Here is a 12,590-nt window from a genome sequence, read left to right as displayed (position 1 = left end):
CCTTTACGAAAGTTCAACAGGTATCATTTCCCCTAAATAAATACCTTTTAAATCAACTCGGCAAACCCTTGCTTTAATTTCTACCCCATTTTCATGTGCCATTCTTAATGATTGTGCAAAAGCTGGATCAATCCAATCGGCAGGTTTTACAATCGAAATATCTTCTCGCTGACAAACGAATAAAATACCTGTTTGATATTCCCCTCTTTGCTGAATGGCCTGAAGTTCGTCTACGTGCTTTTTTCCCCGCTTAGTTGGTGCATCGGGAAAGTAACCAGTTCCTTGCTTTTCCATCGTTACGCTTTTCACTTCAAGCAAATACTTCCGTTGTTCATTTTCGAGCAAAAAATCCCACCTAGAATGTCCATAAGTATACTCTTGTTTGGAATAGCTTAGAGGTTTATATTCACCTAATTGCCCAGCCTTTAAAGCCATACTTATTAATCTATTCGGTAGCGTTGAACGGAGAGAAACAAAAACAGTTTCGTTCGGTTTTTGGATAATTTCTGCCGTCCATTTTGTCTTTCGATGGGGCTCATCGTGATAAGAAACATATATGAAATTTTCAGGTACTAGTAATTCTATAAGACGCCCTGGGTCTTGAAGATGAACGGTTATTAGTTCATTCGTCTCTACTAGCTGACACGTTAAAATAAATCGGTTTACTCTTTCTCTATATATTGCCTTGTGCAGCTTATTTTCAAATGGTAAAAACATATGAATCCCCCAGCAAACTTAAACTTCTTTGAAATAGTCCTTCAAAAAGCCACCCATTTTGCCTGTATTATCGATAATGAAATAAAATTCATCGGTTTCATTTTTAACATCATACACTTTTCCTGGTGTTAGGACATTATGGACAATATATTTTTTTGCATCTGCATGTACACATTCAATTTGTTTAATAGTCTTATTATTTTCCCAATTTTTATGAATCATCGTCAATCGCTCCTTTTCTATTGCTAATAATTTATGATAGCTATATTTTCATTACTTTTCAATAATCCCTTGCCCACTAAGTGGTTTTGTAAATTCCCATTCGTCCATGATGGAAATGCCGTTATATGCTACATATGGGATCTGGGGTTTCACCTTTCTCGCTTTATTCACCGCATCTATAAAAACTTGAGTTAATCGAAAGCCTCGTTTTTGATAAAAGTGGACCGCATGCAAATTGTCGTTCGTTGTTATTAATTTAATCGACGTACAGCTTCGTTGGACAGCAGCTTCTTCAACGAGTTGAATGAGTTTGGATCCAATTCCCTTCCCCTCCTCTAAGCTATCCAAAGAAACAATTTCTAACACTTTTTCTGCTTCATATAACGTAAAGGACAGTAACCCATTTACTTCGCCCCCGTCTGTTATACTCACAAAACCATCTAAATCATCAATAGAAAAAATACCAGTAGAAACAACAATTTGAGAAGAACCCCACTGATTCACAAAAAATTGTTTTACTTTTTCCATCGAAAATTCCTCAAAGGTTTTAAACACCATCTACCTTCACTCTCTTTTCTAATTTAGGTATGATCATCTGCAATAACAATGGTAGTAATATGACTATAATTAATAACCGAATAACTTGTAAAGAGCTTACTATCGATGGGTCTCCCCCTACTGCTTCAGCTGTTAATGCCATCTCTACTAATCCACCTGGAGCAAAGCTCAATATAGCCGTTACTAAATCCATCGTCGTAAATAAAGTAAATAAGTAACCGAGTAAAAAGGAAAAAGCTATTAAGCCAATATTTAATAATAAGAATACGTAACAATATTTTCCCACTTTCATAATATCCCTAACAGAAACCGTATGCCCTAAATACATTCCCAATAAAATTTGGGCGCCAATAAAAAAATAAGCTGGTAGATGGTACATCGTAAAGCCGCTTGCATTCAAAACTCCTGTTAAAATCATTGGGACGATTACGTAGCTCGCAGGGACTTTTTTACTTGCTACCTTGGCTAGGAAATAAAACAAAAAGTATAGGGCAACTGTAGCAATATGACCATTATCCACTGGTAAAGTAAAGGTAGTCTCGAATTCCCTAGCCTGAAAGAAAAGATGGGTTGCTGCGAAAGGGACGATAAATAAAACAGCTAGTAGCCTAATAGAATGAAAGATCGTTACATAAACCGTGTTACTTTTAAAGGATTCGCTTAGGGCAATCATTGCTGAAAGTCCGCCTGGCACAGCACCCAGTATACTTGTTGTCATATCAAGGTTTATGTATTTAGCAATTAAAAAAGCAGCAAATAAACCTACAAATATGAGTAACAGTGTCATCATTAGAAATGGGAAAAAATAAGGTGTGACATTTTCAAATGTATGTGTTGTGAAGGTACTGCCAATCTGAATACCTAATAACACAAAACTAATGTTTCGAAGGTGAAGAGAAGAAATCGTTTCTTTTTTCCAAATACTTTTGTAGACAAGTAAAAATGTCACAGGGCCTAAAATCCACGGTAAAGGTATATGTATATAGTGAAAGAGGATTCCTCCAATGATAGATAGAGAAATGGATAGGATAATTTTATATATGTAGATATTGTTCATTGTTATGCCTCATTTCAAATAGGTGAAAATTTTTAACATATAAGCTATTGTATCATTATACTTATTCATACTACATGGGATGTACTTAGGAGACTTTTTAAAGAGGTGATAAGTGTTGTATAAACAATTATTTGTTTTTGATAAAAAAACGAAAAAACCTAAAAATGCGATCGTACGAAATTATACAACCGAAGATTTTGACGAACTGTTATCGGTACAAAAAGAAGCTTTTCCGCCACCTTTTCCTTCTGAGCTATGGTGGAATGTGAAACAAATTCAAAATCATGTTGCTTACTTTCCAGATGGAGCCCTTTGTATAGAAATGGATGGAAAGATTGTGGGATCCATGACAGGTTTAATCGTTGATATTGAAGATGATCGAGAAGAGCACACTTGGGAGCAAATAACAGATAATGGTTATATCCGAAATCATAACAACGAGGGAAACACCTTATATGTAGTAGATATATGTGTGTCACCATCCTATCGATCGTACGGATTAGGTCAAGTACTTATGCAGTCCATGTATGAAGTAGTGATTCACATGCAATTAGACAGACTTCTAGGTGGTGGAAGGATGCCAAATTATCATAAATATGCCCATGTGTATTCTCCTCAACAATTTGTGGAAGGAGTAGTTGAAGGTCATATTTATGATCCTGTCATTACTTTTTTATTGAAGTCAGGACGAACTCCCGTTCATCCTGTAAAAGATTACTTGGAAGATGAGGAGTCTTTGAACTATGGCTTATTAATGGAGTGGAAAAATCCGTTTAAGCGTTAACGAGAACACGAAGAGCTAAACCCGAACTTACCGAGTTTAGCTCTTTTATCTAGACACTACTATGTTTATTTATCTATTACATTTGTACCCGATTTCAGATGAAAGAAAACACCTTTCTTTTTCATTCAAACAAATAAAGTAATTTTCCGTATCCCTTTTCTTCCATCTCCTCTTTTGGGATAAATTGCAATGCGGCCGAGTTAATGCAATAACGTAATCCACCCTGGTCAAGCGGTCCATCATCAAACACATGACCTAAATGAGAGTCTGCATAATTACTTCTAACTTCTGTTCTCCTCATCCCATAGGATTCATCAAACTTTTCCTTTATTTGTTTATCGTATATTGGTTTCGTAAAGCTTGGCCATCCACAACCAGCATCGTATTTATCCTTAGATGAAAATAATGGTTCCCCAGAGACAATGTCTACATATATGCCTTCCCCTTCATAATCCCAATATTCATTTTGGAAAGGTGTTTCTGTACCATTTTCCTGCGTAACCTTATATTGAATTGGGTTTAACGTCTTTTTCAAATCTGTTAAGCCCTTGTTGGAACCCCAGTTATTTTCGATAAAATCCTGTCTACCAGAGCCTTTTTTGTACATTTTGTAATGAAGTGGATTTTTTTGATAGTAATCCTGGTGATACTCCTCAGCTGGATAAAAAGTGGATGCAGGCAATATATCCGTGACGATTGGTTTCTTAAATTTCCCACTTTCATCAAGCCTTTTTTTCGATACTGTAGCGATTTCTCTTTGCTGATCATTGTGATAAAAAATCGCAGTGCGATAGGAGCCTCCTCGATCATGAAACTGTCCACCCGGGTCTGTCGGATCGATTAATGTCCAATAAATTTCAACTAAATCCGCATACGGAAAAATAGCAGGATCAAAAGTAATTTGTACCGCTTCATAATGACCTGTTGTTTCCTGACATACCTCTTCATAAGTTGGATTTTCTTTGTGACCACCTGTATAGCCGGAAATAACGGAATGAATACCTGGTCTGGTGTCGAATGGTTCAACCATACACCAAAAACAACCCCCAGCGAAAGTAGCTTTTTCTAAATGATTTGCCAATATGGTTACCCCCTAATGTGGTTGTATGATTTGTTATGTTTATTTTATAGTGTATGGCTCTCATTCACAAATATTAGCGCTGCTACCTTCTATGAGGGATTTACACAAATACTTTTGGTGTTGATGCTCCTGATTTTGGTTGTTTTTTTGTTTTTGTTTTCTTTTTCTTGGGCTTCTCTTTATCCTCTTTATCCTTTTCATCTTCGTCAGTTAAAAATGCTTCTAAATCAGCATCTTCTTCTTCTTCCTCAGGCTCACTTCCTGAATCTTCCTCCTCATCCAAAGTTTCTACTTCATCGGAATCATTCTCCTCTTCATCTGTATCATCTGATTGATTGATCGCTTTAAGCATTTGTAACATGGCCGGAAGATTTTTTACCATTGGACCGTATTGCTGAATCATAGGGGTTGCTTGCTGTGCTAGGTTTATCGCCTTTTGAACATTTCCTAACATACTAGTAGCTTTATCTAATCCCGCTCCTCCTGCTACATTACCTAGGTTTTCCCCACCCATAGTTGATCCGAATCCTGGGAATCCTGGACCAAAGCCTGATCCCATGCCTGGTCCTGCACCAAAGCCTGCGGGACCGCCTCCAGTTGGGGTTTTGGGTGTACGCTTAAACAGCTTTTGAAGCATTCCGCCTATCTTATTCCCTCCACCACTAGCTTGGCCTTGAACATTCGCATTTGGTTGTTGAAAAAAACCTCTCGTATTTTGTGGCATCCTAGGTGGCCCCTGTCGCATACTAAATGGGTTAGGTCGTTGCATATTCGGTGGCATTATGAGTTACCTCCCTTAAACAAATGTACTACTCCTACTGTACGAAAGAGAGGTCGTCAAAGTGTAGGCAATTACAGAATTAATTTCTATTTTTCTATAGAATAAAGCCTTCCACTCTGAAAAGAAGCTGGAAGGCCATTTCTTATTCTTATAGTTGCCAATTAATTTCTTCTTTACCGACACTTTTCAAATAACTATTCACTTTTGAAAAAGGTTTACTACCGAAGAAGCCTCGGTAAGAAGAAAGTGGACTTGGGTGTGGTCCTTTTAGAACATAATGCTTTTCGCGAGAGATTTTCTTTGCTTTTTGAATTGCATGATTCCCCCACAGGACAAAAACGACATGTTCCTTCTTGTCATTTATTACTTCTAGTATTTTGTCCGTAAACATTTCCCAACCTTGATTACGATGTGAATTCGCTTCATTTTCCCGTACTGTTAAAACCGTATTTAACAGAAGTACACCTTGATCCGCCCATTTTAATAAATGGCCATGTTGAGGTGCCTTATACCCTAAATCACTCTCTAACTCCTTGAAAATATTTCTTAACGATGGAGGAACGGAAACATTCGGTTGAACAGAAAAACTTAGTCCATGAGCTTGATTGGGTCCATGATATGGATCTTGCCCTAAAATAACGACCTTCACTTTTTGAAAAGGCGTATAATCGAAAACATTAAAAATATCTTCCTTTTTTGGATGAACACGATAATGTGTATATTCCTCCATTAAAAATTGTTCTAAATTTAGGAAGTAAGGTTTTGTCAATTCCTCTTGTATATAAGGAGCCCAATCAGCTGGTAACTTTTTAAACATAAATGAAACATCCTTTGATTAAAGTTGAAATTGTTCTAGTTTTTTTAAAAAAGCAGGTATTCTCCGTTGGATTACGTCTATTGTGCCATACCGCAGTTGTTTTTCCATTGGAAGCTCTCCTTCAGATAAGCGAATATGATCAACTGTCGTTTGGAACAATTGTATGAATTCTTCTCGCTTCACTAGTTCACCCATTTCTTTGTCGGGACCTGTGTAGCTATTACTAAACCCATTTGCAACTGCTTCTAATATCGGTTGAACCTTTGTAAATTCATGTTTTTTATATCGAGGAGAATTATGTAAAGCTAAAAACAGTGTTTGATAATTGTTTATAAAGTTTCCGGCAAAGGCATGTCCATAATAAAGTACAGGAAAAGGATCAATTATTTTAATTTGTTTATGATGAATTAAAATATTTTCCGGTGATGTATCTTGATTCGTAAAGGAAATGTTTTTCTCCGTTATATTTCTTGTTTGTAAACACTCTTTCAATTTAGCTTCAATGATTTTTAGCGTACCAGATGCATGCTTAAATACTTTTAAATCCTCTAAAAGTTCGTGATTTTCCTCTTCCATGAAGACAGATATATTTGACTGATGGGACCCGCGAATTATGTTTTTATGTTCGTCCCACGCTAAATAACCAATTCCCTCTAAAGGAGCTGGTCTTTTGTTCATTTCCATAAAAAAGTGACCATACTGTGCACCAATTTCAAATGCTTCCGTTTCTGTTAACGCATGTAAGTTAATCGTGCTACCAGCAAAAGTTTCCATCGTATAGGTTAGTTCTGGATGAATGTAATAAGTAAAAAAAGACGGGCAAATATGAGGTTGGACTTGATTAGCAAACTGGTAAAAAGCTTGCGTACCACCATACTCTGCACGAAGTTCCTTCTCATCGAATTCAACTTTTCTCCCATACGCAACTTCCTTAGGGAAACGAATAACAAATTGCTCACCAGTTTTCAATGTAGCTAAAAAGGCATAATGCCATGCTCCTTCGCCTAAAAAAGCTGGACGATTAGATAGATTCTCTTTTCTTTGTACTTCTGCTAATTTCTGCTGTAAATGTTCCATGATTATACCTCACTACTTTTTATCTCGTTCTTCTTTATATATTAGGGGAAGAAAGCTTGAGCGTCTATCCTTTCCATTTAAGTAGAATAGGAATGAATAGTATGTATTTGATAAAAACTACGAATGTTTTCAATTAATAAGCCAAGAGGAGATTAATTTGAATGGATAATATTCAAAGGTATGAACTCAAACAAAATAAAAACGGAGATGAATATGAATTACTCCTATACGTTGATGAAAGTTTAGCCGAGTTCGCCGATGAGTTAGGATCAGAACCAAAAGCGAGGACGGACTTTCTGGAAACAGCGAAACAAATTGTTAAAGAACGTTATCCAAAACTTCGGGTTTCAGTAGTCAAAATTATTTGTGGGGGTATTGTTGTAACGGCCATCCCATTTACGTTACATGTGAATAAAATACAAGCAGCATCACAAACACCTATCACCACACAGGCTAATGTATCCAGTTTAATTTATTACGAGGTAACTGCAAAGGATACACTGTGGAATATAGCACGAAAATATAATACAACTGTAGATCTTATGAAAAAAGCAAATCAATTAACTACCGATACACTGCAGTTAAATCAACGTCTCATTATACCAAAAGCCATCCACCTCGTTGGTAGCGGAGATTATTTATCGGTATTAGCAAAAAATTACGATACAACCGTAGATGCAATTAAGGAAGCCAACAAGTTAACGAGTGATGCAACGAAAATTGGACAGACGCTTATTATACCAGTTCTATTGAACAATATAGGAGAAAGTCGTGTTCAAACTGGAACAACTGAACAACCTGCTCCTACACAGGGGGCAAATTATACAGTCATACCAGGCGATACACTTTATTCTATTGGGAAGCGTTTTCAAGTTTCCGTCGATCAACTAGTTAGTACGAACGATTTAACCTCCATTGCGTTACAGATTGGACAGGTACTAACGATTCCTACAACTAGTACAGCAAATCCACCTAGTCCATCAAATACTAATACACCATTGGAGCAGACAAAAATACATACCGTTGTAGTAGGAGATACATTATATTCAATCGCAAGGAAAAATAATGTAACGGTGGATACATTACGTGAAGTAAATCAGCTAAATACCAATGTTCTTGGCATTGGACAAGTATTAACGATTCCATCCTACATAGGGGAAACAGAAACGGAAAAACCAACGGAAAGATCATCAACGTATACTGTTGTAGCAGGAGACAATTTATGGACGATTACCCAACGACTTGGTCTTACGGTTGCTGATTTAAGAGCAGCTAATCAACTAACAACAGATTCCTTACAGATTGGACAAAAATTAACAATCCCTCCTAAAAGTGAAGCGAAAACCGATCCTGTTCCAGTCCTGGATGAGGTAAGAACCACTTTTACTTGCATGGTTCGTTCAGGAGATAGTTTATCCGTAATAGCCAACAGATTTGACATTACAGTAGATCAATTACGTACTGCTAATCAATTGAATTCAGATGTTTTACAAATTGGGCAAGTATTAACCATTCCGAATGGTTTAAATGAACCATCTACAACGACAAATAATACGATTACGTATCAAACACATACTGTTGCTTCTGGTGATAACATATGGGGATTAAGTATTCGTTACGGTATACCCCAGCACGAATTATTAAAAGCTAACAACCTAACGACTAGTAGTGCTTTATCAATTGGTCAAACCCTTAAGATACCGATGCACAATATTGCTGTTAAACCTGTTGTAAGTGAAAAACATGGGGAATATCTTGATTGGTGGACAGAAGCTCAATATGTATTCACTATTGGAAAAACAGCAAAAGTTACTGATTTTGCAACTGGAAAAAGCTTTTTTATTAAACGAACAATTGGGGCAAACCACGCAGATAGTGAGACAGTTACGGCCAATGACTCCACCATCGCACAATCTATATGGGGTGGGTACTCTTGGACACCTAGAGCTGTAATTCTTGAGGTAGACGGAAGAAAAATAGCAGCTAGTATGAGTTTTATGCCACATGAAAGAGAATATATAACCAATAACGGCATTACGGGACATTTTGATGTTTATTTCGGAAACAGTACCCGTCATATCGACGGTAAAGCTGATCCATCTCACCAAGCACAAGTAGAAAAAGCGGCAGGCTTACAGTAAGTACAAAAGCGCAAGCGCCTTGCTCAGCCTAAGGCAGGCATAAGACAAGACCTGCCGTGGAGTTTTTTCCACAGAAGGGATTGACTTATGTCCCGAGGGGGTAGGTGCTGGAGCTAGACGTGGCTCCCCCGTGCAACTAACTTATCCACAAGTCCGAAATTTTATAATTTCCTAAGCAATGAAAAAGGATAGAGTGAACAGTTACCTGTTGCTTCTCTATCCTTTTTAGTAGCTTACTTTTTCCATCCCTATTCAGCGGTAACTTCAGCAAATATGATAAAGCCAACAAAGCCCGTCAAAATTAATCCAAATAAAATAGCAGATAGCATATTAATCCCCCCAACTATTTTGTTAATTTTAGTATAATAGAAGAACAAGCTCGTCAAACGGGTATAGTATGACGGTTTTATGAAAACAGTATGGCGATTTTATGAACATCGGTAGGGAGGATTATGATGACAACGAATGTAAAAAGGACGATTGGATTTATTGGAACAGGAGTTATGGGGAAAAGCATGGCTTCCAATTTGCTGAAAGCCGGGTATGCATTAAACGTATTCACGAGAACAAAAGAAAGAGCAAATGAACTTTTAGAAGCTGGTGCCAAATGGAAACAATCTGTAGCGGATTTAGCGGCGACTTCTGATGTAATTATTACGATTGTTGGCTACCCTACTGACGTAGAAGAAGTCTATTTTGGACAAGCCGGTATATTAGAAAATGCAAAAGCAGGTACATATATCATTGACATGACTACATCTAAGCCATATTTAGCTGAAAGAATATATAAAGAAGCAAAACTAGTAGGGATTAGTGCACTCGATGCCCCTGTTTCAGGCGGTGACATTGGAGCACGGGAAGGTAAACTGGCTATAATGGTTGGCGGTGAGGAGCAAGCATTTCAATCTATCCTGCCTATTTTTGAAGTACTCGGTCAAAACATTATTCTCCAGGGTCCAGCTGGTGCAGGCCAACATACAAAAATGTGCAATCAAATTACGATTGCTACTAATATGGTAGGAGTTTGTGAATCGATTACGTATGCGAAAAAAGCTGGACTAGATCCAACGAAAGTGCTGGAAAGCATTACGACAGGTGCAGCAGGAAGCTGGTCATTAAATAATTTAGCACCTAGAATGATTGCAGAAAACTATGCCCCTGGATTTTACGTAAAGCATTTTATTAAAGATATGAAAATTGCATTAGAAACAGCAAAAGAAATGAACATGATGACTCCGGGGTTAGAACTATCCCTATCTTTATACACCCAGCTAGCCGAACAAGGGGATGAAGATAGCGGCACACAAGCATTGATTAAGCTTTTTGAATAAGTTACTTCCTTAAAAATACTTATGCCGAGTTGATATTTCCGCTTTTCAGTCAATTATTTTGAGTCCTGTGCAATTTTTACCGGGTTTCCTTCAATAATCTTGAGTCAGTCTGTAATGATAGGCGGGATACCTTCAATTATCCCGATTCAGTCTGCAATCATAGGTAGGATACCTTCAATTATCACTTGGTTTCTTTCAAATTAATTAATTTGATCATCAAAAAGGGATGCAAATGACTATCTGCATCCCTTTTCACTTATGACTTCTTTAATTTTTCCATTTCTTTTGTTACTTCAAATGCTAAATCGTCATTCCCAAACAATTGCAAGACGTTAAGTAATGTGGTGTCTGGAATATCCTCTGCTTCTTCTTTCGGAACAGTTAATTCTAAAACTTTTTGTAAAGCTAAGTTCATTTCTTGATTCGGATATGCTTTTTTATAAATATCCATTGGTTCCAACTCATTATTTATACACCATTGTGCAAAGATAAGAATCATCATGTTTTCATCAGCTTGGTATTGCTCAACTATTTTTTTCTCTAGTTCTTTTTTGTTGCACATAGCTTCTCGACCCCTTTTGCCAATTTTTTTTCTGATTGATTTTTAGTAAGTATACTGCTAAAATATGATGTTGCAAGAGACAATGTAAAAGAACACCTAACCTAAACACATTTATATCTTGCAAATATGAATTGATAGGTGGTAATAACAATGGAAAAATACCAAGTATTATTGTACTACAAGTATGTCAAAATTGAAGACCCTGAAGCATATGCAAATGAGCATCTCGAATTTTGTAACGATTTAGGCTTAAAAGGTCGTATTTTGATCGCTGAAGAAGGAATAAATGGTACTGTTTCTGGTACTGTTGAACAAACGAACAAATATGTGGAAGCTATGCATCATGATCCTCGTTTCAGCGATATGGTTTTCAAGATTGATGAAGCGGATGGACATGCTTTCAAAAAAATGAAAGTACGTGCTCGTCCTGAATTGGTTACCCTTCGTCTTGAAGATGATGTAGATCCTAACCAAACAACAGGTAAATATTTGGAACCAAAAGAATTTTATGAAGCACTAAAAGATGAAAACACTGTTGTTCTAGATGCACGTAATGACTACGAGTATGATCTTGGCCATTTCAGAGGAGCTATTAGACCTGATATCGAGACATTCCGTGAATTACCTGATTGGGTAAGAGAAAACAAAGATAAATTAGAAGGTAAACGAGTTATCACATATTGTACTGGTGGTATTCGCTGTGAGAAGTTCTCTGGATTCCTTCTAAAAGAAGGATTTGACGATGTTGCACAACTTCATGGTGGTATCGTAACGTACGGTAAAGACCCTGAAGTAAAAGGGGAACTATGGGATGGACAATTGTATGTGTTTGATGAGCGTATTGCTGTTCCAGTAAACAAAAAAGAACATGTGGTTGTTGGAAAAGATTATTATGATGGTACACCATGTGAAAGATATGTAAACTGTGCAGATCCTGACTGTAATAAGAAAATTTTATGTTCAGAGGAAAATGAACATAAATATATGCGCAGTTGTTCTCATGAGTGTCGCGTTTCTCCACGTAACCGTTATATAATTGAACACAATCTTTCTCCTGAAGCAGTTCAAGAAAGATTAGATAAAATTGAACAAGAAAATAGCGTAAAAGCTTAAAATATAAATGGAAGGAGACGGCATTGGCCGTCTCCTTCTTTATTATTTTCCCATTATATTTCCCCGGAAACCGCAAAATATCTCTATTTGCGACAAATTAATTAACGCTATATAACTTTACTAATTGATACGTGCAGATGGTTTGATTATTCTCAAACGTAATCTTATTCACAATGGCAGTGCCAATTTGATCTGATTCTTTATGACGCATGATGTCCAGTGGTGAATCAATAGGAAAAAGTTTATATCCTGAGAAAACAATTTCAAATATATTTTCTTTTGAATCAATTCTTTTTTCTTTTCCTTCTGTCACAATTCTCCACTCAATCGTTAAAGGTACGGACATGTT

Annotated in this window: 14 protein-coding genes; 4 read left to right on the top strand and 10 right to left on the bottom strand. The window is 36.8% G+C overall.

Features of this window, described 5'->3' with window-relative positions; translation table 11 throughout:
- Positions 1–3: 3 nt before the first annotated feature.
- The 4 genes from sfsA to HNQ94_RS03620 are packed head-to-tail and all read right to left on the bottom strand — an operon-like array spanning position 4 to position 2,554.
- Positions 4–717: a DNA/RNA nuclease SfsA gene (sfsA, locus tag HNQ94_RS03635; RefSeq protein ID WP_174495030.1), complete on the bottom strand. Its 714-nt coding sequence runs from the start codon at positions 715–717 to the stop codon at positions 4–6.
- Between the two features lie 18 nt (positions 718–735).
- Positions 736–939, bottom strand: coding sequence for a DUF6501 family protein (locus HNQ94_RS03630; protein ID WP_174495031.1), 204 nt, complete (start codon positions 937–939; stop codon positions 736–738).
- A 51-nt stretch (positions 940–990) separates the two neighbouring features.
- Positions 991–1,467: a GNAT family N-acetyltransferase gene (locus tag HNQ94_RS03625; protein WP_246199927.1), complete on the bottom strand. Its 477-nt coding sequence runs from the start codon at positions 1,465–1,467 to the stop codon at positions 991–993.
- 19 nt (positions 1,468–1,486) lie between these two features.
- Positions 1,487–2,554 (bottom strand): AbrB family protein, encoded by a 1,068-nt coding sequence (locus HNQ94_RS03620; RefSeq protein ID WP_174495033.1) that lies wholly within the window; start codon positions 2,552–2,554, stop codon positions 1,487–1,489.
- Positions 2,555–2,666: 112 nt separating this feature from the next.
- Here HNQ94_RS03620 and HNQ94_RS03615 point away from each other — a divergent pair, with 112 nt between their 5' ends.
- Positions 2,667–3,338, top strand: a complete 672-nt coding sequence (locus tag HNQ94_RS03615) for a GNAT family N-acetyltransferase (protein ID WP_174495034.1) — start codon at positions 2,667–2,669, stop codon at positions 3,336–3,338.
- 121 nt (positions 3,339–3,459) lie between these two features.
- Here the strand turns inward: HNQ94_RS03615 and msrA are convergent, their stop codons facing one another.
- The 4 genes from msrA to HNQ94_RS03595 form a co-directional block, all read right to left on the bottom strand.
- Positions 3,460–4,419, bottom strand: a complete 960-nt coding sequence (gene msrA / locus HNQ94_RS03610) for a peptide-methionine (S)-S-oxide reductase MsrA (protein ID WP_174495035.1) — start codon at positions 4,417–4,419, stop codon at positions 3,460–3,462.
- A 100-nt stretch (positions 4,420–4,519) separates the two neighbouring features.
- Positions 4,520–5,143, bottom strand: coding sequence for a VrrA/YqfQ family protein (gene vrrA / locus HNQ94_RS03605; RefSeq protein WP_184351833.1), 624 nt, complete (start codon positions 5,141–5,143; stop codon positions 4,520–4,522).
- A 205-nt stretch (positions 5,144–5,348) separates the two neighbouring features.
- Complete coding sequence (locus tag HNQ94_RS03600) at positions 5,349–6,017, bottom strand: uracil-DNA glycosylase (protein WP_174495037.1); 669 nt, start codon at positions 6,015–6,017, stop codon at positions 5,349–5,351.
- A gap of 18 nt (positions 6,018–6,035) precedes the next feature.
- Positions 6,036–7,094 (bottom strand): hypothetical protein, encoded by a 1,059-nt coding sequence (locus HNQ94_RS03595; RefSeq protein ID WP_174495038.1) that lies wholly within the window; start codon positions 7,092–7,094, stop codon positions 6,036–6,038.
- A gap of 161 nt (positions 7,095–7,255) precedes the next feature.
- Between HNQ94_RS03595 and HNQ94_RS03590 the strand changes: the two genes are divergently transcribed.
- Together HNQ94_RS03590 and HNQ94_RS03585 are read left to right on the top strand one after the other, a co-directional pair.
- Positions 7,256–9,235: a LysM peptidoglycan-binding domain-containing protein gene (locus tag HNQ94_RS03590; protein ID WP_174495039.1), complete on the top strand. Its 1,980-nt coding sequence runs from the start codon at positions 7,256–7,258 to the stop codon at positions 9,233–9,235.
- A 455-nt stretch (positions 9,236–9,690) separates the two neighbouring features.
- Positions 9,691–10,566, top strand: a complete 876-nt coding sequence (locus HNQ94_RS03585; RefSeq protein ID WP_174495040.1) for an NAD(P)-dependent oxidoreductase — start codon at positions 9,691–9,693, stop codon at positions 10,564–10,566.
- Positions 10,567–10,822: 256 nt separating this feature from the next.
- Here HNQ94_RS03585 and yxiS read toward each other — a convergent pair whose 3' ends face one another.
- Positions 10,823–11,128, bottom strand: coding sequence for a protein YxiS (yxiS, locus tag HNQ94_RS03580; RefSeq protein WP_174495041.1), 306 nt, complete (start codon positions 11,126–11,128; stop codon positions 10,823–10,825).
- A 150-nt stretch (positions 11,129–11,278) separates the two neighbouring features.
- Here yxiS and trhO point away from each other — a divergent pair, with 150 nt between their 5' ends.
- Positions 11,279–12,241 carry an oxygen-dependent tRNA uridine(34) hydroxylase TrhO gene (gene trhO, locus HNQ94_RS03575; protein WP_174495042.1) on the top strand — a complete coding sequence of 321 codons (963 nt, stop codon included), beginning with the start codon at positions 11,279–11,281 and terminating at the stop codon, positions 12,239–12,241.
- A 97-nt stretch (positions 12,242–12,338) separates the two neighbouring features.
- On the opposite strand, the gene HNQ94_RS03570 is transcribed toward trhO, so the two are convergent.
- Positions 12,339–12,587, bottom strand: a complete 249-nt coding sequence (locus HNQ94_RS03570; protein ID WP_174495043.1) for a DUF2584 family protein — start codon at positions 12,585–12,587, stop codon at positions 12,339–12,341.
- Positions 12,588–12,590: the final 3 nt, after the last annotated feature.

It is taken from the genome of Salirhabdus euzebyi, assembly GCF_014207435.1.
Classification (GTDB): domain Bacteria; phylum Bacillota; class Bacilli; order Bacillales; family Alkalibacillaceae; genus Salirhabdus; species Salirhabdus euzebyi.
Note: the sequence above shows the minus strand (reverse complement) of the source record. Positions and strands in the feature narration are given on the sequence as shown.

Coding starts and splice junctions, on each gene's coding strand:
- HNQ94_RS03625 (WP_246199927.1), bottom strand. CDS start 1,467: ATGGAAAAAGTAAAACAATTTTTTGTGAATCAGTGGGGTTCTTCTCAA.
- HNQ94_RS03630 (WP_174495031.1), bottom strand. CDS start 939: ATGATTCATAAAAATTGGGAAAATAATAAGACTATTAAACAAATTGAA.
- HNQ94_RS03600 (WP_174495037.1), bottom strand. CDS start 6,017: ATGTTTAAAAAGTTACCAGCTGATTGGGCTCCTTATATACAAGAGGAA.
- HNQ94_RS03590 (WP_174495039.1), top strand. CDS start 7,256: ATGGATAATATTCAAAGGTATGAACTCAAACAAAATAAAAACGGAGAT.
- trhO (WP_174495042.1), top strand. CDS start 11,279: ATGGAAAAATACCAAGTATTATTGTACTACAAGTATGTCAAAATTGAA.
- HNQ94_RS03595 (WP_174495038.1), bottom strand. CDS start 7,094: ATGGAACATTTACAGCAGAAATTAGCAGAAGTACAAAGAAAAGAGAAT.
- yxiS (WP_174495041.1), bottom strand. CDS start 11,128: ATGTGCAACAAAAAAGAACTAGAGAAAAAAATAGTTGAGCAATACCAA.
- HNQ94_RS03570 (WP_174495043.1), bottom strand. CDS start 12,587: ATGTCCGTACCTTTAACGATTGAGTGGAGAATTGTGACAGAAGGAAAA.
- HNQ94_RS03620 (WP_174495033.1), bottom strand. CDS start 2,554: ATGAACAATATCTACATATATAAAATTATCCTATCCATTTCTCTATCT.
- vrrA (WP_184351833.1), bottom strand. CDS start 5,143: ATGCCACAAAATACGAGAGGTTTTTTTCAACAACCAAATGCGAATGTT.
- HNQ94_RS03585 (WP_174495040.1), top strand. CDS start 9,691: ATGACAACGAATGTAAAAAGGACGATTGGATTTATTGGAACAGGAGTT.
- sfsA (WP_174495030.1), bottom strand. CDS start 717: ATGTTTTTACCATTTGAAAATAAGCTGCACAAGGCAATATATAGAGAA.